This window comes from Zoogloea ramigera, from assembly GCF_006539865.1.
Classification (GTDB): domain Bacteria; phylum Pseudomonadota; class Gammaproteobacteria; order Burkholderiales; family Rhodocyclaceae; genus Zoogloea; species Zoogloea ramigera.
Genome location: NZ_BJNV01000051.1, coordinates 1 through 21,482, shown reverse-complemented (window position 1 = coordinate 21,482; position 21,482 = coordinate 1). Strand labels below are relative to the sequence as shown.

Below are 21,482 nucleotides of genomic sequence, written 5' to 3'. Positions count from 1 at the left end.
CGGTCCGGACTCTGTGCGGTGAAACAAAAAGCCCGATCAATTCGAAGGAGTACAGATGAGCGCTCAGCCGCCCAAGCCCTCACAGGCGCCCAACGTCAGTCTGACGTGCATTGAGCTCAGCCGTTTCCGGCGCCTGGCCCAAGCTCGGGTTCAGATCGACAAGAAGACGACAGTTCTAGTCGGTGCCAACAACAGTGGAAAGACATCAATCCTCACTGCAGTCCGCAATTTCTTGGCAACGACGGGACAGATATTCGGCGCCTTCGATATCAGTCTCGACCAGTGGCCCGCGCTGCGAGCGCTTGGCGAGGCATGGGAGAAGCTGACGGAAGATCCCGCGTCGGCCTCAGGCGACCTTGCCAAATGGGAAGATCAGCTTTCTGAACTCTTGGCACGCATGCCCACGCTGGATCTATGGTTCGATGCGCAGTCGGGGTCCTACAACTTAGTTTCACCCTTCATCACCTCCTTGAACTGGAGCGGGGGAGCTGTAGGCGTTCGAATGCGCCTTGAGCCCGCTTCTTCGGTGGAGGCGCTCCAGAAGCTGGCCTGGCGATATCGAGAGGCCAGACAGCCAGTGATGGCCCTTCCGAAGGAGGCTCACGCGTGGCCGGCCGACCTTATTGACTACTGGCTTCGCTACCCGGCCGATCTTGGAAGTGTCTTGGTTTACAAGCTCGACCCGTCCCAAGGACCATTTTCAAATCCGCCGGCTATTGCACCGCAGGCTTTGCCTTCACAGGCAGCTCCTGTGGATCGCACCAAGCTCTCCAAGCTCTTGCGCGTAGATTTCGTCGCTGCGCAACGCGGCCTCGGCAGGGAGGAGGCAGAAACTCGATCCACGGCGGGTACGCACCGCGTTGGCCTGTTTTCCAACCAATTGCTGAAGTACGCGCGGCAGCACCTCAACATCGCGACTACAGGTCAGGGCCATCAACCGGAGCTTGTCGCGGCCGTCGCCAGTGCCCAACTCGAGCTCGACGCGCGAATCAAGGCCGCGCTGACGCCATCCATTGAGGATGTGAAGAAGCTAGGGTATCCGACGCTTCACGATCCCCAGGAGATTCATTTCAGAACACGAATCCAGACCGGCGACTTACTTGACCACAGTACGGCGGTGCAGTACCGCCTCGACGGCCAGCAGGCGGATGTCTACCTTCCAGAGTATTCAATCGGACTCGGTTACCAGAACCTGCAGTCGTTGAGCTACCAACTGGTCTCGTTCCGAGACTCCAGGTTGAAGCCGGCTGAAGGTAGCCCCGCTGCCGTGCATGTAGTGTTGGTGGAGGAGCCGGAAGCGCACCTACATGTTCAAGTACAGCGCATCTTCCCTCGACGCGCGGCAGAGCTCATCAGTCCGGTGGCGCCTGAGCATGCACATTTGAGTAGCCAACTGGTCATCAGCACCCACGCGAGTCACTTGGCTCACGCTGAAAACTTCGATCGGCTGCGCTATGTACGGCGAGTTGCGGCGGCTGCGGGCGGAATGCCAAGCTCAGACGTCATTGACCTCGCCACCGCATTCGGGAGCGACAAAGAAACCCGAACCTTCGCGGAGCGGTATTTCCGAGTGCAGCACACGGATCTCTTATTCGCGGACGCCGCGATCTTCGTCGAAGGGGCTGCGGAGAGGATGCTCGTGCCCCTGTTCATTGAGCGCGACTTCCATGAACTCGACAAGCGGTACATCTCCTTCTTAGACCTTGGTGGGCGCCACGCACATCGGCTGCGCCCGCTCGTTGAGAGACTTGGTATTCCGACGGTGGTCATCACCGATGTGGACCCTGTAGAAGTGACGAAGGACGCCCAAGGCAAAACCGTCCGCAAAGCTGCAGCAATCGTCGACCCCGAGTTACTCGAGTGCGGGAACGACACGCTCAATGGCTGGCATCCTAAGCAGAAGGATCTGCACCTCTTGGCCGACCCGAAGGAGGCCGACCAGGTTTGGAGCGACCAGAGTGGTGGGCGGGTCCGATTTGCATGGCAGGTCCCCATACCAAAGGGCGGCCCATGGCCGAGTTCTTTTGAAGATTCGTTGATCCTGACCAATATCGATTGGTTCAAGAGCGTTGAGCAAAAGAAGAACCAGAAGCCGGATGAAGATGATGTCCCACTGCCGAAGTTGGTTGGGCCGCTGCGCCTAGTCGTTAAGACCGTTATCGCGCAGCAGGATCTCGTGGCACTTAGCAAGGACCTGCATGCAATGCTGCGGGGGAGCTTTGCCAAGGCTGAGTTCGCTGCAACCATGTTTGAGCGCATCAGCTTGGGCGACAAGGTAGTCTGCCCCGCATATATCGCCGATGCACTGACTTGGCTCGACACGGAGTTGGCACCTTCCAAGAAGGGGGCGGGCTGATGGCTGCCGTAAAGGACGATCCTAATGAACGAGACGCTGGTGTCGTCGACGAAATCGTTGGCTACGTTACCAGCACGCCACCACGGAGCTTCTTTCTGTTTGCCGGTGCCGGGTCCGGCAAGACGCGCACCTTGGTGGCAGTGCTTCGTAAGCTCACTGGGGTCGGCATGGAGGATGCGCAGGTAGAGCCTGCACCTGCTATCAGGTTCGCGCGAGAGCTAAGGGCTCGTGCTCAGACGATTCGTGTCATCACGTACACGAAGAACGCTGCGCTCGTGGTCACGGGTCGTCTTGGTACGAACGACCTAACTGAGATCGCCACCATCCACTCGTTTTGCTGGGACTTGATTTCAGGCTTCGACGACGACATTCGTGAAGCACTTCTGGCCATGAACGCGGACGCACTTCAGAAAGTGCGCGACGCCGCTGCTGGGCGAAAGAATGGTCCAACCGACAAAGACAAGGAGAAAATTGGGGAGCTAGAGACCAAAGCAGCCGCTCTCGCCGCGATACCGCAATTCACCTACAGCCCAGACCGTAAACGCCATGGCGATGGAGCGCTGAACCATTCGCAGGTCTTGGCCTTGGCTTCCTGGTTACTCAAGCAGAGGCCGACGCTGCGTCGCATCCTTCGGGACCAGCATCCCGTCATCCTCATCGACGAGTCACAGGACACGATGAAGGGCATCCTAGACGCGCTTTTGGAGGTCGTTGCTGAAGACCCGTCAAGGCTGATACTGGGACTGCTCGGCGACCACCGCCAGCGCATCTACTTGGATGGGCATGCGGATCTTTCGAGCATGGTTCCAGGGGGTTGGGCGACGCCAAAGCTGGAGATGAACCATAGAAGCCAACGGCGCATTGTTGATCTCATAAATGACATTTGGGATTCTGATTTGGAAGGGCGAACCCAGCCCAAGAAAGCCGTCCAACAGCATCCGCGCGCAGAGAAGTCAGCAGGTCTAGTTCGTATTTTCATCGGCAATACATCAGCCTCGGCAGAGGACAAGCTGCGTCGCGAGGCACTCTGCGAGTCGGCGATGCAGGCCGCGACGGGCTTGGCCGACTGGAAACCAGGTAATTCAGGGCACAAGGTGCTCGCCTTGGAGCACTCTCTGGTGGCCCGCCGTGGCAACTTTTTGGAGATCTTTGAGGCGCTATCTCTCCTCGATCCAGACTCGGTCCGTCCGGATGCAAATGGCGATGTCTCAGGGCCAAGTGCAGTCCAGATGCTCTTGCGGGAAGTAATGGACCTCGCCGACTGTATCAAGGATGGTGGCGCCCCATCGGACTTCGCCGTCATGGAAGTGCTACATCGCTACGGCCGGCTACAGGAGCTCCCCGAAGACGGTGAAGCTCGCACGCATTTGCTCAAGGCATACCAGCAGGCTGTCGAAAACTTCGTCAAGGTGTGCGTCAAGCCCGCAGTGACTGTGCGCGAGGTGCTCGAATCAGTACTCCAGGTTGGCTTGTTCGAGCCTGACAAGCGACTGGTGGCTGCGTTCAACAACACTAACCCACCACCGCCGGCGCCGAAGCCAAGGCAACCGGAGCCCCTCGAGAACAGATTAGCTCGCGGCTGGCATAGGCTCCTGGAGTCGCCTTGGATTCAGCTTCGTCGGTTCAAGACCTACCTGAGCGGAAAGTCTCATCTCGCGACGCACCAAGTGGTCAAGGGATCAGAGTTCGACCATGTAATGGTCGTGATGGACGACGAGGATGCCGCAGGCAATCTTTTTGCCTACGACCGCCTGTTTGGTGCCCCTCTCGGTGATTCCGATGTCAAGAACGTGGAGGAGGGCAAGGAGACGTCAATTGACCGAACGCTCCGGCTCCTCTACGTGACCAGCAGCCGTGCGAAGGAGAGCTTGGCGCTCGTGCTCTGGGCGAAGGATGGACTCAAGGCGTTGGAATACGCTCAGAAGAGCAAGTGGTTCAAGCCTGGCGAGGTGCTGGCTATCCCCGAGTAGGCCCTCTTGAATCGCGCTAGTTGCGCAGACCGTAGTAGTGAAGTGATCGTGCATCACGAGAAGCGTGTGAGTCACCTCTCTGACCCGTTTGAAGCTAATGCCGTGTCCGTCCGCATCGAGGGTACTACCGACTGCAGTCGATTGCTGTCATCCTCGCCGCCAAGCTCCAAGCTGCCCACTAATACCCCATGCTCATCCGCCCCGCCCATCCCTCCGACTTCCCCGCCATGTGGCCGATCTTCCAGGCGGTGGTGGCGTCGGGCTCCACCTATGTCTTTGCGCCCGACACCGGCCATGACGAGGCGCTGGCCTACTGGTTCGGGCCGGGGGTGGTGTCGTATGTGGCGGAGGACGAAGGCGGGCGGGTCGTGGGGATGTACAAGCTGATCGCCAACCAGCGCGATCTGGGTTCGCATGTGGCGAATGCCTCGTTCATGGTCTCGCCAACGTATGCGGGGCGGGGAGCGGGGCGGCAGCTGGGGCTGCACTGCCTGCGCGAGGCGGCGCGGGCGGGTTACCGGGCGATGCAGTTCAATTTTGTGGTGAGCACCAACACGGCGGCGGTGGCGCTGTGGCAGAAGCTGGGGTTTGCCATCGTGGGGACGCTGCCGAAGGCGTTCCGGCATCAGCGCCTGGGTTACGTGGATGCCTATGTGATGCACCGTTTCCTCGACGACGTCGAGGCTTGATCTGCAAGGTGCTCGATCGGCCTTGAACGTGTCGGGCGTGCGTAGCGTCCGGGCATGGCGTGCCGGATTACGCTGCGCCAACCCGACGCGACTGCTACAACATAAAAAGGTGCAGCACATTCCGCCATCGCGCGGCCTACGAATGGCCCCCGCGAGCCTGTGAGCCGACGCTGCCGTCAAGCCGATTGACTACATGAGGGAGAGACGCCCGTGCCATTGATAGTCTGCACATTCAAGCTCAATGGGAAGGCGCAGAGCGCTTTCTCGATCGATCGCCAGGCGTATCCGGCGTTTTCCGGCATGGGGCAGGACAAGAACAAGAGACAGTCCGCCTGCCTGAAATCTGTATGAAGTCTTATCCGCTCGAGGCGATCCCGAATAGTGAGCTGAAAGCCTACGCCAAGGTGCGAGTCGAATGACCGCAATAAGCACCAAAGGGCTGAAATTCATCGGGGTGCTGATGTGCACCGCGGCCCTCACCAAGCTCTTTTATCTTCAGCCGGATCTCCTGCCAGCGGGCCTTCGTTCCGTCGGCAATGCAATCGTCGATCTGTTGGGCGCCCATTCCCAGGAAGTCAGTGCAGACATCGAGTTTGCCTTTATTCTGCTGGTCGCATTTTTGCTGTCCCTGGCGCTGCTGCTGCTGATCGGCGGCGTCCTCTCCTGGTGCCGTTCGAGCAGGTCGGGTTAGCGCAGCGCAACCCGAAACCTCCCATGCAATGTCGATGCGCCATCGTGCCACGGTGGCGCTTTCCGTCCCCTTGCGGGGGCGTGCGATGTCGGGTCGGTGTGGGGGTGTCGGGTTACGCTCTGGTGGGCTAAGCCGCCTACGCCTTCTTCGCCCGCCCGCGTTTCTTCGGCGCCTCGTCGTCGCCCTTGATCTCGGGCAGCGGGGCGAACAGGGCCTTGATGTCGTCCTCGCCAAACTTGACGCTGCCTTCGTGGTCTTCGGCGAGGATGCCGGCGGCGAGGGTGGCTTTTTTGTCCTGCAGGGCGAGGATCTTCTCTTCGATGGAGCCGGCCACCACCAGCTTGTAGACGAACACGGCCTTGGTCTGGCCGAGGCGGTGGGCGCGGTCGGTGGCCTGGTTCTCGACGGCGGGGTTCCACCACGGGTCGTAGTGGATCACCGTGTCGGCGGCGGTGAGGTTGAGGCCGACGCCGCCGGCCTTGAGGCTGATGAGGAAGACCGGCACGGGCCCGTCCTGGAATTGCCGCACCGGGGCTTCCCGGTCGGCGGTGTCGCCGGTGAGAGTGACGTAGGCGATCTTGCGGGCGTCGAGCTCGGCGGCGATCAGCGCCAGCATGCCGGTGAATTGCGAGAACAGCAGGATCTTGCGGCCCTCGTCGACGAGCTCGGGGAGCATGTCCATCAGCAGGTCGAGCTTGGCGCGCTCCTTCACCTTGGCGGCGGCGTCGGTCTTGATGAGGCGCGGGTCGCAGCACACCTGGCGCAGCTTGAGCAGGGCGTCGAGGATGACGATCTGGCTGCGCGCGAAGCCGCGGGCGGCGATCTCCTCGCGGATGCGCTGGTCCATGGTGGCGCGCACGGTTTCATACAGGTCGCGCTGGCGGCCTTCGAGCTCGACGCTGCGCACCACGATGGTCTTGGGCGGCAGCTCGGTGGCGACCTGCTCTTTACGGCGGCGCAGGATGAAGGGCGCGATGCGGCGGGCGAGGATCTCGCGGCGCACCACGTCGCCGCGCTTCTCGATGGGGCTGCGCCAGCGGCTGGCAAAGTCCTTGCTGTCGCCGAGGAAGCCGGGCAATAAAAAGTCGAACTGGCTCCACAGCTCGCCCAGGTGGTTCTCGAGGGGCGTGCCGGTGAGGCACAGGCGGTGCTCGGCCTGCAGGGTGCGCACCACCTGGGCGGCCTGGCTGGCGGCGTTCTTCACCGTCTGGGCTTCGTCGAGGATCAGCGAGTGGTAGGCGTGGGCGCCAAGCGCCTCGCGGTCGCGCCACAGCAGCGGGTAGGTGGTGAGGCACACGTCGTGCTCGGGGATCTGGGCGAAGGCCTCGGCCCGGCTGCTGCCGCGCAGGCTGAGCACCTTGAGCGCGGGGGCGAAGCGCTCGGCTTCGCGCTGCCAGTTGAACACTAGCGAGGTGGGCAGCACCACCAGGGCGGGCTTGGCGAGGCGGCCGGCGTGCTTTTCGGTGAGCAGGTGGGCAAGGGCCTGGGCGGTCTTGCCGAGGCCCATGTCGTCGGCCAGGATGCCGCCGAGGCCGTGCTCGCGCAGGTGCTGCAGCCAGGCGAGGCCCTCGAGCTGGTAGGGGCGCAGCTCGATGGTGAAGCCGGCGGGGGCGGCCACGGGCTTGAGGTGGGCGGCGCCCTGGATGCGCTCGAGCCACGCCGCGAGGCCGTCGATGCCATTGCCCTGCCAGCCGTCGCCGAGGGCGTCGGCCAGCCGCGGGGCGTCGAAGCGCGACAGCTTGAGGCTGGCCGCGGGGCTGTCGAAGAGGTCGACCAGCGTGCGCGCCAGCGGCTTGAGGCGGCCGGCGGGCAGGGCGATGCGCTCGCCGGTGTCGGTTTCCACCGAGATCCGGGCGTCGTCGGCGATGGCGTCGATCTTCTTCTTGTCGAGCCAGCGTTTGTCCTGCTTGAAGACCGCGTGGAGCAGCGGGGCGAGGTCGAGCCGGCGGCCTTCGACCTCGATGCCCAGCGACACGTCGAGCCAGCCGTTGTCGTCCTCCTCGATGTCCACCAGCCATTCGGTGGGCACCAGCACCCGGTGGCGGAAGTCGGGCGGGCAGTCGATGCGCCAGCCGGCTTCGCGCAGGGCGGGCGCGGTGAGGGCGAAGAAGTGGGCCCAGTGGGCTTCGCTCTCGAGGCCGTGCACGCCGTCGGGGCGCGGCCCGGAGGGGACGATCCAGGCCGGCTTGACGGGCAGGAAGCCGGCGGCCAGAAAGGCCCGCCAGGCGGTGGCTTCGGCCTCAAGGTCGCGCTTGACGCGCACCACGCGGCCGTCGGGCAGCGGCGTCACGTCGTGGGGGGTGCCGGGCTCGAAGCGCGCCTCGCCGTAGCAGAAGGTGGGCACCGCCACGTCGTAGTCTTCGCTGGAGTAATCGACGTCGTAGCCGCGGTGCTTGCGGCGGCTCCAGCAGTGCAGGGTCTGCAGGCCCAGCACCGGCTGGCAGGGCATGTCGAGGCAGGGCAGGTTGGCGGCGGCCGGGCCCTGGGGCGAGGGCAGCGCGGGCGCCACCGCGGCCAGGGCGCTGGCCACCACCGGCACCTCGATGGGCGACAGCGGCGGCAGGGCCAGCACCTCGGCGATCGCCGCGCCGCCGTCGATGCTCACCCGGCCGGCCTCGTGGCGTTCGGCGTCGAGATAGGCGGGGGGCTCGGTGCGGAGGATCAGGCTGGCGGCGGGCTCGGTGACGATGACGGCCTTCAGGCCGCCGGGGGCCGGCTGCCAGTCGAGCCGCCCGGCGCGGGCGGGGCCGCCGGCCAGCCGGGTGACGTGGCCGCTGTCGTCGAGGGCCAGGTAGGTGCGCCCGGTGAGGAGGGCCGCCTCGAGCAGGGCCAGGCCCTCGGCGCCGCGCACGAGCGGCCGGCCGTAGCCGCCCTTGCGGGCGGTGGCGCGCAGCAGGCGGAAGACCTGCATGTCCTCCTCGCGCACGAAGGAGGGCGGCTTGAGCAGGGCCTGCTCGTAGTTGCTCCATTCGCCGGCGTGGCCGGTGAGCTCGCCGTCGGGGCCGAGGCGGGCCTTGAGCAGGTGGAGCTCGACGTCGTCGCCGGCCCAGGCGTTGCAGAGGTAGAAGATCGCCTCCTTGGCGGCGGTGGGCTTGCGCGGGGCGTCGGCCTTGGCGACGCGCTCCTGCAGGCTTTTGGCCCAGGCCAGGATCTCGGCGCGGGGCTTCTCGACCAGCGCGCCGGCCCGCCGGGCGGCCAGGATCAGCGCCGCGGCGTGCTTGCAGCGGTTGCCCACCGGGCAGGTGCAGCGGGCGAAGAGCTCTAGGTTGCTCTGGCCGAAGAACTCGCGCCGCTCGATGCGCACCGTGACCCGGTAGGGCGCCGGCTCGTTGCCCTGCACCAGGGCCTGCAGCTGGTTGCCGCTGACCTCGATGTGGCGCACGCGCCCCACGTAGGCCCGCGCCCGGGTGAGGGCGCTGGCCGAAAACAGGTCGCCGAGCAGGCTGTCATCGAGTTGGGCGAGGAGGCGGGCGAGTTCCATGTAAAAAGACGTCAGACGGAGGTCAGGCGCAGGACTTTAACAGGGGGCCGCAGGGAGTGGGGAGCGGGAAATGGGCTGGGGTGGGAAATGGGGAGTGGGGAGTGGGCCGCCGCCGGCCGGGCCGAATAGAATGCGGGGCCTTGCCGCCGATGCCGAGAGCTCGTTGATGACGACCCATGCCCATCTTACTTCCCGCTGCGAGCGCATCACGCTGCGTGGCCTCACCTGCAACGTGCGCCACTGGGGGGCGGAGGGGGCGCCGCGGCTCTTCATGCTCCACGGCCGCCAGGACGCCTCGCCGACCTTCCAGTTCGTCGTCGATGCGCTGAAGCGGGGCTGGCACGTGATCGCCCTGGACTGGCGCGGCCACGGGGCGTCGGGCTGGCAGCACGCGCCCTACGCGATCGCCGATCTGTGCGCCGATCTGGAGGCGTTCCTGCTGCACTATTCCCCCGATACGCCGGCCTGCATCGTCGGGCACAGCATGGGCGCGCGGGTGGCGGCGCTGGTGGCCGGCCTGCGGCCGGAGCGGGTCGGGCGGCTGGTGATGATCGACCACCTGGGCCTCCTGCACGACACGCCCGACAGCGCGCCCCGGCGCATGCAGGCCTGGCTCGACGCCTTTGGCGCCGCCCCGCCGCAGATGCGCGGCTACCCGGAGCGGGCCGCCCTGGCGGCGCGCCTGATGCAGGCCAACCCGCGCCTCACGGCGGAGCGGGCGGCGTTTCTGGCGGCCGAGATCGGCCACCGGCGCGACGACGGGCTGTTCGCGATGGCCTTCGACCCGTGGCTGAAGGTGATGCCGCCGACGCCTTACATCCCCGAAGACGAGATGGCCCTGTGGCGCCTGATCGCGGCGCCGGTGCTGCATGCGATCGCCGACGGGGGCTTCGTGCAGCAGCGCTTCGGCCGCGACCCGGTAGAGCTCGCGCGGCGCATCGGCTGCTTTGCCCACCACGCGCGGGTGGACATTGAGGACTCCGGGCACAACACCCAGCACGACCAGCCGGAGCGGCTGGCGGCGGCGATCGAGGCGTTCTGCGGGGATTGGCAGGAGGTTGAGGTGGGCTTCAGCGCCCCGGCCACACACCGCCCAGGGCCCCGGTGAGCGCGGCGCAGTGCCGGTGCAGCACCTCGGCCATCTGGCGGGGGTCGGCCTGCTCGAAGCGGTAGCGCGGGCCCGACACGCTGAGGGCGCCGGCCAGCCGCCCGCCGACGGCGAACACCGGGCTGGCGACGGCGGCGATCTCGGGGTCGCGCTCGCCGAAGGAGGCCGAGAAGAGGTCGCGCCGCACCTGGTCGTAGCGGGCGCCGGGCTGGCCGCCGAAGGCCATGATGACGTGCCCGGCGGCGCCCAGCTCGAGGGGCAGGCGCATGCCTTCGTGGATCACGTCGCGGATCGCCCGGGCCGATTCGACCCGGTGCACGCACACCCGCTGGTCGCTCTCGCGCACAAAGAACGAGGCGCCCTCGTTGAGCTCGGCGGCGATCTGGCGCAGCACCGGCGGCACGAACTCGGCCAGCCGGAAGTGGCGCTGGTACAGCGAGCCGAGGAACAGCGGCTTGGGGCCGAGGCGGAAGGCGCCGTCCTCGAGGCGGCGCAGATAGCCGAACTTCTCGAGGGATTCGGCGAGGCGCAGGGTGGTGCTCTTGTAGAAGCCGACGCGCTTCGAGATCTCGGTGAGCGTGAGGCTCTGGTCGGATTCGCGGAATGCGTCGAGGATTGTCAGCGCGCGCTCGACGGCCGCGACGCCACCTTCATTCGCCATGGTCTCCCCCATGATTGTTGTTTGGCTCTGTCTGGATTATCGCACGCCGGCAAAAATCCCCGGCCAGGGGCCCCATCGGCAGGGACGGCCGCGCCGCGCGGGCCGGCTTTCGATGACGGGGCCGGCGTCGATATGGTAAAACGCTGTTTTGCCTCGCAAAACTGATGGGGCGAGGCGCGGGCCACGTGGCCCGGCGTGAACCTGGCGGGAGTCATTGATGTCGTTTTCGAGGCCGATCCAACTTAACAACACCCTGCTGGGCGCCGGCAAGGAGCCACTGGTGTGCACCCCGCTGGTGGGCGCCGACGAGGCGGCGGTGCTGCGCGAGCTGGCGGTGATCCTGCCCAAGCGGCCCGACCTGCTCGAATGGCGGGTCGACTTTTTCGCGGCCATCGCCGACACCGGGCGCGTCGTCGCGCTGGCCCGGGCCATCTGCCAGCAGGCCGGCGACATCCCGTTGCTGTTCACCCGTCGCTCCACCCGCGAGGGCGGCCAGCCGATTCCCCTCGATGAAGACCAGGTGCTGGCGCTGTATGCCGCGGTGTGCCGTTCGGGAGCCGTCGCGCTGTGCGACTACGAGCTCAGCGCCGGCGAGGCGCACTTTGCCCAGGCGGTGGCGCTGGCCCGGGAGACCGGCGTGTGCCTGGTCGCCTCCTTCCACAACTTCCACGAAACGCCGCCCGCCGAGGCGCTGGTGGCGAAGTTTGCGGCGATGGAAGAGGCCGGCGCCGATGTGGTGAAGATCGCCGTGATGCCCCAGTCGCCCCGCGACGTGCTGACGCTGCTCGACGCCACCCTCACCGCCCGCGAGACCCTGGCGGTGCCGGTCATCAGCATGGCCATGGGCGGCTACGGCGCGGTGAGCCGGCTGTGCGGCTGGGTGTTCGGCTCGTCGGTGAGCTTTGCGGTGGGCGAGCAGAGTTCGGCCCCGGGCCAGGTGCCGGTGGAGGATGTAAACCGCGTGGTGGACGTGCTCCAGCGCGCCATCGCCGGCCGTTGATTGCTAGAGTTCGGGCCCCTGCCCGCCGAGGTTTCCAAATGACTGACCGCTACGCCGTGATCGGCAACCCGATCGCCCACTCCAAGTCGCCGGCCCTGCACGCGGCCTTCGCCCGCCAGTGCAATCAGGACATCCGCTACGAGGCGATCCTCGGGCCGCTCGACGGCTTCCGGGCCTGTGTGGAGACCTTCCGCCAGGCCGGTGGGCGCGGCATGAATGTGACCGTGCCGTTCAAGGTCGAGGCCCTCGCGCTGGCCGACACCCTCACCGAGAGGGCGCGCCTCGCGCAGGCGGTGAACACCCTGCGCTTCGACGCCGACGGCATCTTCGGCGACAACACCGACGGCATCGGCCTGGTAAATGACATCCAGCAGCGCCTGGGTTTTGCGATTGGCGGCAAGCGCGTGCTGATCCTCGGCGCCGGCGGCGCGGCGCGGGGCTCGGTGCTGCCCGTGGCCGAGGCGGGCCCCGCCCGGCTCGTCATCGTCAACCGTACCCAGGCCAGGGCCGAGGCGCTGCGCGAGCAGTTTGCCGGCGTGGCGGCGGTCGACGTCGAGCCCTGCGACGGGCTGGCCGGGCAGCACTTCGACCTTGTCATCAACGCCACCTCGGCGGGCCTGCACGGCGAGAGCCTGCCGCTGCCGGCGGGCATCTTCGCCCCCGGCGCGCTGGCCTATGACATGGTCTATGGCAACACCGAGACGCCCTTCATGGCGGCAGCCCGCGCCCTCGGGGCGAGCCGGGTTTCGGACGGCCTGGGGATGCTGGTGGGGCAGGCGGCGGAATCCTTCTTTTTGTGGCGCGGGGTGCGCCCCGACACCGCGCCGGTGCTGCAGATGCTGCAGGGCAGCTGAGCCGGCTCCCTTCAATCGGAATTCACCATGGACGCATCCACTTTCCTCATCGCCGTCGCGCAGATCATCATGATCGACATCCTGCTGGGTGGCGACAACGCGGTGGTCATCGCCCTGGCCTGCCGCCGCCTCCCCGAGGCCCAGCGCGCCAAGGGCATCTTCTGGGGGGTGGTCGGGGCGATCGCGGTGCGCATCGTGCTGATCTTCTTTGCGGTGCAGCTGCTGGCGCTGCCGTGGCTCAAGCTGCTGGGGGCGGTGCTTTTGCTGTGGATAGGCATCAAGCTGCTGCTGCCCGAGGACGACGACGCCCACGAGGGCATGGCGGCCAGCGACAACCTGTGGGGCGCGGTGCGGACGGTGATCGTGGCCGACGTGGTGATGAGCCTCGACAACGTGATCGCGGTGGCTGGCGCAGCCCACGGCGACATGGCGCTGGTGGTGTTCGGGATTCTGGTGAGCGTGCCGATCATCGTGTGGGGCAGCCGCTTCGTGCTGAAACTGATGGACCGCTTCCCGGTGGTGATCACCCTGGGCGGCGCGTTGCTGGGCTGGATCGCCGGCGGCATGGCGGTGTCCGACAGCGCGGTGACGGGTTACTTCGGCGCGCTGCCGGGCTGGCTCAAGTACGCCAGCGGCGCGGCCGGCGCGGTGCTGGTGGTGGCGGTCGGCAAGTGGCTGGCCCACCGCCACGCGCGGAAGGCCGAAGTGATCGAGATCAGCCTCGACGCCCCGGCGGCGTCGGACAAACAAGGCGGGCAAGCATGATTACGACTCTGATTGCGGTGGACGGCTCCGACCACAGCCTGCGGGCAGTCGACGCGGTGTGCCGGCTGGCGGCGGCCGGGCTGGCGATGGACGTGCATGTGCTCAACGTGCAGATCCCGGTGGAGTCGGGGCATGTGCGGATGTTCGTCGAGGCCGACGCCATCGAGGGCTACTACCGGCAGGAGGGCCTCGCGGCCCTCGCCGAGGCCTGCGCGCGCCTCGACCGGGCCGGCGTTAAATACACCCGCCACCTGGCGGTGGGTCATGTGGCCGACACCATCGCCCACTACGCCACCCAGCTCAAGGCCGGGCAGGTGGTGATGGGCTCCCACGGCCGCGGGGCGCTCAGGCACGCGCTGATGGGCTCGGTGGCCACCGACGTGATCCGCCGCGTCGACACCGCGGTGACCCTGGTGCGCTGAGCCTCTCCGCGGGCCCGGCGGTCGGGCGCGGGCTTCCTTGGCAGCGGATTCGCCGGCTTCCTGTCAAAATACCGCCTTTCCGTAGTGGCTGGCCCTGAACACAGGCGCTGGCGTGTGCGGGTGCCGGATCAGCCCCGTGGAGTTCCCATGCATCGTTTCCTGTTGGTTTTTTTGATGTTGCCGTTGTCGGCTTTTGCCGCCGGCGACATTCCCACCGTCGGCGGGATTCCCGTCGAGTTCATCCTGTTTGCGTGCACGCTGCTCGGCGTCGCACTGTTTCACCACGCCACGCTCTACGTGGCCCTGGGCGGCCTCGCCACGATCAGCGCCTACAAGATCGCCGTTACCGGCTTCAAGACGGGCGTCGGGGTGGCGGGCTTCGTCGGCCACCTGGGCCACGAGTGGGTGACCGTCGCCAACCTGTTCTGCCTGCTCACCGGCTTTGCGCTGCTGGCGCGGCACTTCGAGAAGAGCCACGTGCCGGTGATCCTGCCGCGCTTTCTGCCGGCCGACTGGCGCGGCGGTTTTCTGATGCTGGTGATGGTGTTCGTCATCTCCGGCTTCCTCGACAACATCGCCGCGGCGCTGATCGGCGGCGCGATGGCCCACCAGCTGTTCCGCGCCAAGGTGCATGTGGGCTACCTGGCGGCGATCGTCGGTGCTTCCAATGCCGGCGGCTCGGGCTCGGTGGTGGGCGACACCACCACCACGATGATGTGGATCGACGGCATCAGCCCGCTGATCGTGCTCGACGCCTACGTGGCGGCCCTCGTCGCGCTGGTGATCATCGGCTACTTCGGTGCCAGGCAGCAGCACGCCCATTCGCCGATCATCCACCACGTGCATGAGCACACCCACATCGACTGGGGGCGCCTGGCCGTCGTCGGCACCATGCTGGTCTTCGCGGTGGCCACCAACATCGTGATCAACGTCAATTACCCCGAGCTGGCCGAGCACTTCCCCTTCATCGGCGTGGCCGTGTGGGTGGCCATCATGATCACCGTCGGCGTGCGCCGCCACGACTGGGAAGTGCTCCCGGAGACCATCAAGGGCTCGGTCTTCCTGCTGTCGCTGGTGCTGTGCGCCTCTATGATGCCAGTGGACAGGCTGCCGCCGGCCTCGTGGGTGTCGGCGCTGGCGCTGGGCTTCATCTCGGCCTTCTTCGACAACATCCCGCTCACCGCGCTGGCCCTGCGCCAGGGCGGCTACGACTGGGGCGTGCTGGCCTATGCGGTGGGTTTTGGCGGATCGATGCTGTGGTTCGGCTCGTCGGCCGGCGTGGCGCTCTCCAACATGTACCCCGAAGCAAAGTCGGCCGTGCAGTGGGTGAAGCACGGCTGGCATGTGCCGGTGGCCTACGTGGCCGGCTTTGCGGTGCTGATGGCGGTGCTCGGCTGGCATCCCGATGCCGGCCACAAGGCACCAGCCGCGCCGCCGGTGGCCGCAGCGCCGGCCCACTGACGCGCCAGGGCCGTCGCCTCACTTCATGAGGCAGCGGCCCCTTCTTTCCAGCCAGTACACCGCGTCGCCCACCACGGCGATGCTGCCCGAGATCACCAGGCTGGTGGCCGACACCGCGCCGGCGATCACCAGCAGCTCGGCGCAGCCCTCGTTGCGGCAGCCTCCGAAGGCCGCGATCTGGTAGGCCTTGAGGGTCATGTGGCGCTGGGTGACGCCGCAGTCCGGGTCGTAGCGGGTGGTGGTCTCGGGCAGAAACACGCAGGCGCCCAGGCTGGCGGCGAGCAGCGCCGCGGCCAGCCGGCTGGTAGGGCGCCCGGGCGAGTGGAATCCACGCTTCATCATCGCCAGCAGGCACTCAAAGGTGCTGCGACAGGAACTCCAGCGTCAGGCCGTGGGCGAGGGCGGCCGCCTGCTGGTTGTAGCGCGGCCGGCCCCAGCAGTTGAAGCCGTGGTCGACGCCCGGGTAATCCAGAAGGACGGCGTTGCTCCGGCCGGCAAAGGCGGCCTTGATCGCGGCCACGGCGTCCTGCGGAATCAGCGCATCGAGCGCCGCGTGGTGGAACAGCACGGGCATCGTCACCCGTGGGGCGAGGTCCAGATGGCCCGCGATGCCGCCGCCGTAATAGCACACCGCCGCGTCAGCCCGGGCCAGTGCCGCGGCGCGGAAGGCCATCTGGCCGCCGAAACAGTAGCCCAGCGTCGCCACCCGGCCGGTGACCTCGGGCCGCGCGCGCAGCACGTCGACCGCCGCTGCCACGTCGGCCGCCGCCTGCGTGCCGTCCACCGTCTGCAGCAGCTGACGGGCCCGCGCGCTGCCTGCCTCGTCGTAGGCCAGGTCAACCCGCCGCTCCAGCCGCCAGAACAGGTCCGGCGCCAGCACCACGTAGCCGTCCAGCGCGTACTGGTCGGCCAGCGTCCGGATGTGTTCATTGACGCCCCAGATCTCCTGGATCAACACGATCCCCGGCCCGCGGCCAGTGGGGGGCAGCGAGAGATAACCCGAAAACGTCTCACCCCGGGCGGTGGAAATGTCGATCCAGTGGGCGTTCATGGGGGGCTCCGGGGGAGAGGAGAGGACAGGAGTTTAGCGGGAAGGCGTGCGTTTGGTGATGTCTGCTGAGCTGCCTATCCGGCAGTGACGACGGTGGCATTGCTGAGGGGGGCGGTCATGGCTTTCTGAGCTGCCTATCCGGCAGTGACGGCCTGCTCGCCATCATCCAGACCGGCACCCTCTTTCTGAGCTGCCTATCCGGCAGTGACGTGAACCAGAAGCTCCGCGACCTCACCGCCCGCTTTCTGAGCTGCCTATCCGGCAGTGACGCCTTCACCGCTGCCGCACCGCTGTGGGACCGGTTTCTGAGCTGCCTATCCGGCAGTGACGCGCAAGGCGAGGTGCGACCGGGCGGCGTGCACTTTCTGAGCCTATCCGGCAGTGACGTTCGCCTCGTCTTCATCAAGCATCATCTGCTTTTTCTGAGCTGCCTATCCGGCAGTGACGGTTTCCATTCCTTCGTAAGGGAGATTTTCGGGTTTCTGAGCTGCCTATCCGGCAGTGACGAGATCAGCGAAGCCGACTACGAGAACCCGGGCTTTCTGAGCTGCCTATCCGGCAGTGACGCGAGCCCGGCGCCCGCAAACCCCCGCGCCCCTTTTCTGAGCTGCCTATCCGGCAGTGACGGGTTGCGCTCCCGCTCCTCGAGCGACAGCTCATTTCTGAGCTGCCTATCCGGCAGTGACGATGCTGAGCCAGGGATTTGTCACCGAGCCCGTTTTCTGAGCTGCCTATCCGGCAGTGACGCACCCAGGCCAGGAACTCAAAAAGGTTTTTCTTTTCTGAGCTGCCTATCCGGCAGTGACGCTGGCACAGGGGCCTCGAACAGGTCACCCTGATTTCTGAGCTGCCTATCCGGCAGTGACGCCGGTCCTGCTGCGAGAGCTGACCGACGACCATTTCTGAGCTGCCTATCCGGCAGTGACGGCCGCCGATGGCGCGATTGAGGGCGGGGCTGCTTTCTGAGCTGCCTATCCGGCAGTGACGCACTATCTCGTCTCGTGCTGATTTCCCTGGCTTTTCTGAGCTGCCTATCCGGCAGTGACGTTGGTGCCGCCGATCACCGAGCCAATGCCCGATTTCTGAGCTGCCTATCCGGCAGTGACGCCACGCCGCGCAGGCCATTTTTGGCCATGATTTTTCTGAGCTGCCTATCCGGCAGTGACGCGGATGGGGCAACAAGCCCTCAGGCCGTATTGTTTCTGAGCTGCCTATCCGGCAGTGACGGTACGTTACTGACGCGGGCAAATACTTCGCTCTTTCTGAGCTGCCTATCCGGCAGTGACGCAAGGAACCAGCATGAACCGTAGCGACATCATTTTCTGAGCTGCCTATCCGGCAGTGACGCGCAGCCATCGGATTACCGCTCAGGTATCTATCTTTCTGAGCTGCCTATCCGGCAGTGACGTGCCGCTGCAGGTCAATGACGCTGGGCAGCTGTTTCTGAGCTGCCTATCCGGCAGTGACGCGTGAGTGGGTCGGCGCCCGCCTGCACAAGCATTTCTGAGCTGCCTATCCGGCAGTGACGGCCGAGGCCTGCAGCACGCCCTGCCCGGTGAAGTTTCTGAGCTGCCTATCCGGCAGTGACGTGACCAAAGAAAAACCCGCTTGCCCGTCGTGTTTTCTGAGCTGCCTATCCGGCAGTGACGGGTGTGACATGCCGGCCACCCTCACCGACCTGTTTCTGAGCTGCCTATCCGGCAGTGACGCCGCACCGCCATCATCGAACAGGATTGGCTGGTTTTCTGAGCTGCCTATCCGGCAGTGACGACCGCGGCGCCATCGTTCCACGACACCGTGAGTTTCTGAGCTGCCTATCCGGCAGTGACGCAAGCTGGTGATCGTCGCCAACGTCTCCGAGCTTTCTGAGCTGCCTATCCGGCAGTGACGTAGAACCCTTCTTCGCCCTCACACATTACGCATTTCTGAGCTGCCTATCCGGCAGTGACGAGGCCGAGGGCCTTGCACACGGCGATGTCGGCTTTCTGAGCTGCCTATCCGGCAGTGACGTGATCGTGCGGTCGTCATCGCTGCTGCGGATTTTTCTGAGCTGCCTATCCGGCAGTGACGGTGTGCGTGAGCCGCAACGCGGCGGGCTTTGTTTTCTGAGCTGCCTATCCGGCAGTGACGCTTGAGGCGCGGCAGATCATGCCGAAGACCATTTTCTGAGCTGCCTATCCGGCAGTGACGGGCCGGCCGCACGACGTCGACGCCTGGAAGCTTTTCTGAGCTGCCTATCCGGCAGTGACGCTCAACGCGGTCCGCCTGCCTTCCGACGGCCATTTCTGAGCTGCCTATCCGGCAGTGACGCCGAGGCTGCCGGCAAAGTGGCCGCGGGTCGTTTTCTGAGCTGCCTATCCGGCAGTGACGGAGTTTTTGAAGCATCCGACGCTGTTTCAGGATTTCTGAGCTGCCTATCCGGCAGTGACGGGGGATGCCGAACGACGTCAGGTCGATCTGCTCTTTCTGAGCTGCCTATCCGGCAGTGACGAAAAGGGCAGGGCGGTGTTTGAGAGCGTGGCCTTTCTGAGCTGCCTATCCGGCAGTGACGTCCAGAGGCCCCACGTCGGCGCCGGCGCCAGTTTTCTGAGCTGCCTATCCGGCAGTGACGGCCCGGCGCTTACCAATGTCCGCTACGCAGCCTTTCTGAGCTGCCTATCCGGCAGTGACGCTCTATGACGCCAACCTGGGCGCCGTCGTGTGTTTCTGAGCTGCCTATCCGGCAGTGACGGTAGATCTCCGGCGCGGTGGCGCGATTGACCATTTCTGAGCTGCCTATCCGGCAGTGACGGCCTGAGTACGCGCTGACCAGCCGCCCATACGTTTCTGAGCTGCCTATCCGGCAGTGACGGTGAGCGTGGCCATGGCGCCCGACACGATGCCTTTCTGAGCTGCCTATCCGGCAGTGACGGGCGCTGACCCGGCCTGCCACCTGCCAGGCTATTTCTGAGCTGCCTATCCGGCAGTGACGTGCGCGTAGCCCGCCACGTTGTCGAATGTCACTTTCTGAGCTGCCTATCCGGCAGTGACGTTCCTTGTCGTCGGCGACACGTCGGACACCTCTTTCTGAGCTGCCTATCCGGCAGTGACGGCCGTCAGCATCAACAAGACGATGGCCACGCTTTTCTGAGCTGCCTATCCGGCAGTGACGAACCACGCCAACTCTGTGCATGGGGGGACCATTTTCTGAGCTGCCTATCCGGCAGTGACGGCGGTATCGGCCCCGCGAATCGCACCGGCGCCTTTCTGAGCTGCCTATCCGGCAGTGACGGACATGCACCAGCGCGAGCGGCTGACGGACAATTTCTGAGCTGCCTATCCGGCAGTGACGGGTCTGCGTTGTGTGTTGATGTGTTCATTATATTTCTGAGCTGCCTATCCGGCAGTGACGAGCGGCGCGGTGGGCGTGCGGAACGCGGCGGTTTTCTGAGCTGCCTATCCGGCAGTGACGGCCCCCGATGCGTAAGATCGTCGCCTCCGCCCTTTCTGAGCTGCCTATCCGGCAGTGACGACAATGGTCTCGCGGCCGAGGCAGGCCCGAGTTTTCTGAGCTGCCTATCCGGCAGTGACGGAGGCCGGCCTGACTGCCGTCGACCTCCACGTTTTCTGAGCTGCCTATCCGGCAGTGACGGAGGCAAGGGCGGCCGGTAGTGGCTTTCGAGATTTCTGAGCTGCCTATCCGGCAGTGACGTCCCTTCTTTATAAGGGGATGTCCGTGATGCATTTCTGAGCTGCCTATCCGGCAGTGACGGATCTGGTCGAACTGGCCATGCAGGGGCTTGATTTCTGAGCTGCCTATCCGGCAGTGACGGCCACTGCCCTGCTGCCCGGAGTACGCGGACATTTCTGAGCTGCCTATCCGGCAGTGACGCAGGTCTCGAGTGCCGGCCACACGGCGCAGTATTTCTGAGCTGCCTATCCGGCAGTGACGGGCCGCCAGCCCTCGCAAGAGCGGCCCCTTGCTTTCTGAGCTGCCTATCCGGCAGTGACGCGCCCGTCGGGCTGTGGCTCGATAAGCGCGTATTTCTGAGCTGCCTATCCGGCAGTGACGACGCCGTCGTTTGTGACACGGACATCCGGTCTTTTCTGAGCTGCCTATCCGGCAGTGACGGGTGCTTGGTGGGCATGACGAGGCTTTCAGGTTTTCTGAGCTGCCTATCCGGCAGTGACGTCACCGCAGCCCCCAACGTCGCGTACTCCCACTTTTCTGAGCTGCCTATCCGGCAGTGACGATGCGTTATCTGCTTCCCTTGATCGCCACCCTTTTCTGAGCTGCCTATCCGGCAGTGACGCCAAGAACCCGGCCGCGCTCTACAAGGCGATCTTTCTGAGCTGCCTATCCGGCAGTGACGGCGCCCAGCGGCTGCCATCGGGGGCGGTGCTGTTTCTGAGCTGCCTATCCGGCAGTGACGCTGGCGGCGATCATTGCCGCCCTGTGGCGAAACTTTCTGAGCTGCCTATCCGGCAGTGACGGTCATGCAGAAGATTCGGCGCGGCGGGGTGATTTTCTGAGCTGCCTATCCGGCAGTGACGACGCTGATCGACGTGGCCGGCGCCCTGCGCAACTTTCTGAGCTGCCTATCCGGCAGTGACGGGAGCGTGCTACGCAGAGTTTGGCAACTGGCCTTTCTGAGCTGCCTATCCGGCAGTGACGATTGAGTCGCGAAGGTACGTCTGCACGCTCGCTTTCTGAGCTGCCTATCCGGCAGTGACGTGGCTGCTGCTGCGCTGCACGGCAACGGCGCTTTTCTGAGCTGCCTATCCGGCAGTGACGAACGTCTGGCCAACCGTCTGCAGTCCCTCAAGTTTCTGAGCTGCCTATCCGGCAGTGACGATCGTGAAATCCCGCGTGGCGGTGGCCACGCTTTTCTGAGCTGCCTATCCGGCAGTGACGAGCTTCTCCGCGCCGGGCGTGCCCGACGGCCCTTTCTGAGCTGCCTATCCGGCAGTGACGATGTAACGGCGCCGCTTAA

General features: G+C 65.5%; 14 protein-coding genes and 2 CRISPR repeat arrays. Of the genes, 10 read left to right on the top strand and 4 right to left on the bottom strand.

Translation table 11 applies throughout. The annotated features are described in order from the left end of the window. Nucleotides 1-55 precede the first annotated feature (55 nt). From ZRA01_RS14080 to ZRA01_RS14065, 4 genes are all read left to right on the top strand, one after another. The gene (locus ZRA01_RS14080; protein ID WP_141353284.1) at nucleotides 56-2,356 is read left to right on the top strand and encodes an AAA family ATPase; all 2,301 of its coding nucleotides are present in this window, start codon (nucleotides 56-58) and stop codon (nucleotides 2,354-2,356) included. Beyond that, nucleotides 2,356-4,326, top strand: coding sequence for a UvrD-helicase domain-containing protein (locus ZRA01_RS14075; protein WP_141353282.1), 1,971 nt, complete (start codon nucleotides 2,356-2,358; stop codon nucleotides 4,324-4,326). The genes ZRA01_RS14080 and ZRA01_RS14075 overlap by 1 nt, the downstream gene beginning before the upstream one ends. A 188-nt stretch (nucleotides 4,327-4,514) precedes the next feature. Next, nucleotides 4,515-5,015: a GNAT family N-acetyltransferase gene (locus ZRA01_RS14070; protein WP_141353280.1), complete on the top strand. Its 501-nt coding sequence runs from the start codon at nucleotides 4,515-4,517 to the stop codon at nucleotides 5,013-5,015. Nucleotides 5,016-5,430: 415 nt separating this feature from the next. Next, nucleotides 5,431-5,706: a hypothetical protein gene (locus ZRA01_RS14065; protein WP_141353277.1), complete on the top strand. Its 276-nt coding sequence runs from the start codon at nucleotides 5,431-5,433 to the stop codon at nucleotides 5,704-5,706. Between the two features lie 136 nt (nucleotides 5,707-5,842). Here the strand turns inward: ZRA01_RS14065 and ZRA01_RS14060 are convergent, their stop codons facing one another. Further along, on the bottom strand, nucleotides 5,843-9,187 hold the full coding sequence (locus ZRA01_RS14060; RefSeq protein WP_141353275.1) for a DEAD/DEAH box helicase: 3,345 nt from the start codon (nucleotides 9,185-9,187) through the stop codon (nucleotides 5,843-5,845). A 166-nt stretch (nucleotides 9,188-9,353) separates the two neighbouring features. On the opposite strand from ZRA01_RS14060, the gene ZRA01_RS14055 reads away from it, so the two are divergent. Continuing rightward, nucleotides 9,354-10,295 (top strand): alpha/beta fold hydrolase, encoded by a 942-nt coding sequence (locus ZRA01_RS14055; RefSeq protein WP_141353273.1) that lies wholly within the window; start codon nucleotides 9,354-9,356, stop codon nucleotides 10,293-10,295. Here the strand turns inward: ZRA01_RS14055 and ZRA01_RS14050 are convergent. Next, nucleotides 10,258-10,956, bottom strand: coding sequence for an IclR family transcriptional regulator (locus ZRA01_RS14050; protein ID WP_141353271.1), 699 nt, complete (start codon nucleotides 10,954-10,956; stop codon nucleotides 10,258-10,260). The two genes, ZRA01_RS14055 and ZRA01_RS14050, sit on opposite strands and share 38 nt — an antisense overlap. A gap of 217 nt (nucleotides 10,957-11,173) precedes the next feature. Here ZRA01_RS14050 and aroD point away from each other — a divergent pair, with 217 nt between their 5' ends. The 5 genes from aroD to ZRA01_RS14025 all read left to right on the top strand — a co-directional run bounded on the left by aroD (nucleotide 11,174) and on the right by ZRA01_RS14025 (nucleotide 15,458). Then, nucleotides 11,174-11,956 (top strand): type I 3-dehydroquinate dehydratase, encoded by a 783-nt coding sequence (gene aroD, locus ZRA01_RS14045; RefSeq protein WP_141353269.1) that lies wholly within the window; start codon nucleotides 11,174-11,176, stop codon nucleotides 11,954-11,956. A 38-nt stretch (nucleotides 11,957-11,994) separates the two neighbouring features. Beyond that, entirely contained in the window at nucleotides 11,995-12,810 is an 816-nt protein-coding gene (gene aroE / locus ZRA01_RS14040; protein ID WP_141353267.1) for a shikimate dehydrogenase, read from the top strand. A 27-nt stretch (nucleotides 12,811-12,837) separates the two neighbouring features. Further along, entirely contained in the window at nucleotides 12,838-13,575 is a 738-nt protein-coding gene (locus ZRA01_RS14035) for a TerC family protein (RefSeq protein ID WP_141353265.1), read from the top strand. Continuing rightward, nucleotides 13,572-13,997, top strand: coding sequence for a universal stress protein (locus ZRA01_RS14030; protein WP_141353262.1), 426 nt, complete (start codon nucleotides 13,572-13,574; stop codon nucleotides 13,995-13,997). The genes ZRA01_RS14035 and ZRA01_RS14030 overlap by 4 nt, the downstream gene beginning before the upstream one ends. A 147-nt stretch (nucleotides 13,998-14,144) precedes the next feature. Continuing rightward, nucleotides 14,145-15,458, top strand: a complete 1,314-nt coding sequence (locus ZRA01_RS14025) for a citrate transporter (RefSeq protein ID WP_246093680.1) — start codon at nucleotides 14,145-14,147, stop codon at nucleotides 15,456-15,458. Nucleotides 15,459-15,476: 18 nt separating this feature from the next. Here ZRA01_RS14025 and ZRA01_RS14020 read toward each other — a convergent pair whose 3' ends face one another. After that, entirely contained in the window at nucleotides 15,477-15,800 is a 324-nt protein-coding gene (locus ZRA01_RS14020; protein ID WP_246093679.1) for a hypothetical protein, read from the bottom strand. 13 nt (nucleotides 15,801-15,813) lie between these two features. Further along, nucleotides 15,814-16,509 (bottom strand): dienelactone hydrolase family protein, encoded by a 696-nt coding sequence (locus ZRA01_RS14015; protein WP_141353260.1) that lies wholly within the window; start codon nucleotides 16,507-16,509, stop codon nucleotides 15,814-15,816. A gap of 62 nt (nucleotides 16,510-16,571) precedes the next feature. Beyond that, nucleotides 16,572-16,839: direct repeats of the CRISPR family, unit length 28 nt; unit sequence TTTCTGAGCTGCCTATCCGGCAGTGACG. 88 nt (nucleotides 16,840-16,927) lie between these two features. Next, nucleotides 16,928-21,463: direct repeats of the CRISPR family, unit length 28 nt; unit sequence TTTCTGAGCTGCCTATCCGGCAGTGACG. Nucleotides 21,464-21,482 lie beyond the last annotated feature (19 nt).